At 48.2% G+C, this 774-nt stretch carries 2 protein-coding genes; one reads left to right on the forward strand and one right to left on the reverse strand.

The genetic code is table 11. From position 1 onward, the window contains the following. On the forward strand, positions 1-489 hold a 489-nt coding region (locus ACS8FD_RS19550; protein ID WP_439277086.1), incomplete at its 5' end, for a TetR family transcriptional regulator C-terminal domain-containing protein. A gap of 1 nt (position 490) precedes the next feature. Here ACS8FD_RS19550 and ACS8FD_RS19555 read toward each other — a convergent pair. Next, positions 491-774: DsbA family oxidoreductase (locus ACS8FD_RS19555; RefSeq protein ID WP_439277087.1), on the reverse strand; the 284-nt coding region annotated here is incomplete at its 5' end.

Genomic DNA, 774 nt, shown 5'->3' on the forward strand with positions numbered 1-774 from the left:
AGTATTTATGCCGCTTTTGGTAGCAAGGATGGACTGTTCCAAGAAGTATTAGAGTACTATGCTCGTCTGTCATTGGCTGAGTTAGAGTATACTTTGAAGACCCATAGCTCGCCATTGATGGGGCTAGCTGCCTACTTGCGACAGCTTGGTGGAATTCTCGATAAGGGGCTGCCAAGTCGCGCTTGTATGCTGGTAAAAAGCTTGTTGGAGCTTGGCGCTCGTGAGCAATCAGCCTTACAAAAGGTTGAGGCAATGCTGGCTGGAATGGAAGCGCGATTTATTGACTGCTTTACAGAAGCTCAGCGCATAGGAGAGCTTGATAGTGAGCTTGACCCTGTGAGGCTGGCTCGGCGTTTGCAAGCGGAGATAATGGGGCTGCGCGCTTTTGCACAGCGCGATGTAGATAGTGCTGCCGTACATGAGCTTGCCGAAGATATGGCGCAATCAATAGAAGCCTTGCGTAATGATAGCGCCACAGAATCGATATAATTTAATCAGCCATGTCAGCCAGTTGCTTTAGAATTTGAGTATAGTTTTCAACCCCTTGAGCACCGCTAACCAGATGACGCTCATTAAAAATGATGGCTGGTACGCTTTGAATACCCTGCTGCTGCCAGTGCTGCTCAGTCTCTCGTACTTCTTTTGCAAAACGTTGATCTTCTAACACTGTCAGCGCCTCGCTACGGTCTAACCCAATCTCCGCTGCGATATCAGCAAGTACTTCTTTGTCAGAAATGTTGCGACCATTAGTAAAGTGCGCGGCGAACAAAGCTT

This window comes from Psychrobacter sp. 1U2, assembly GCF_051847575.1.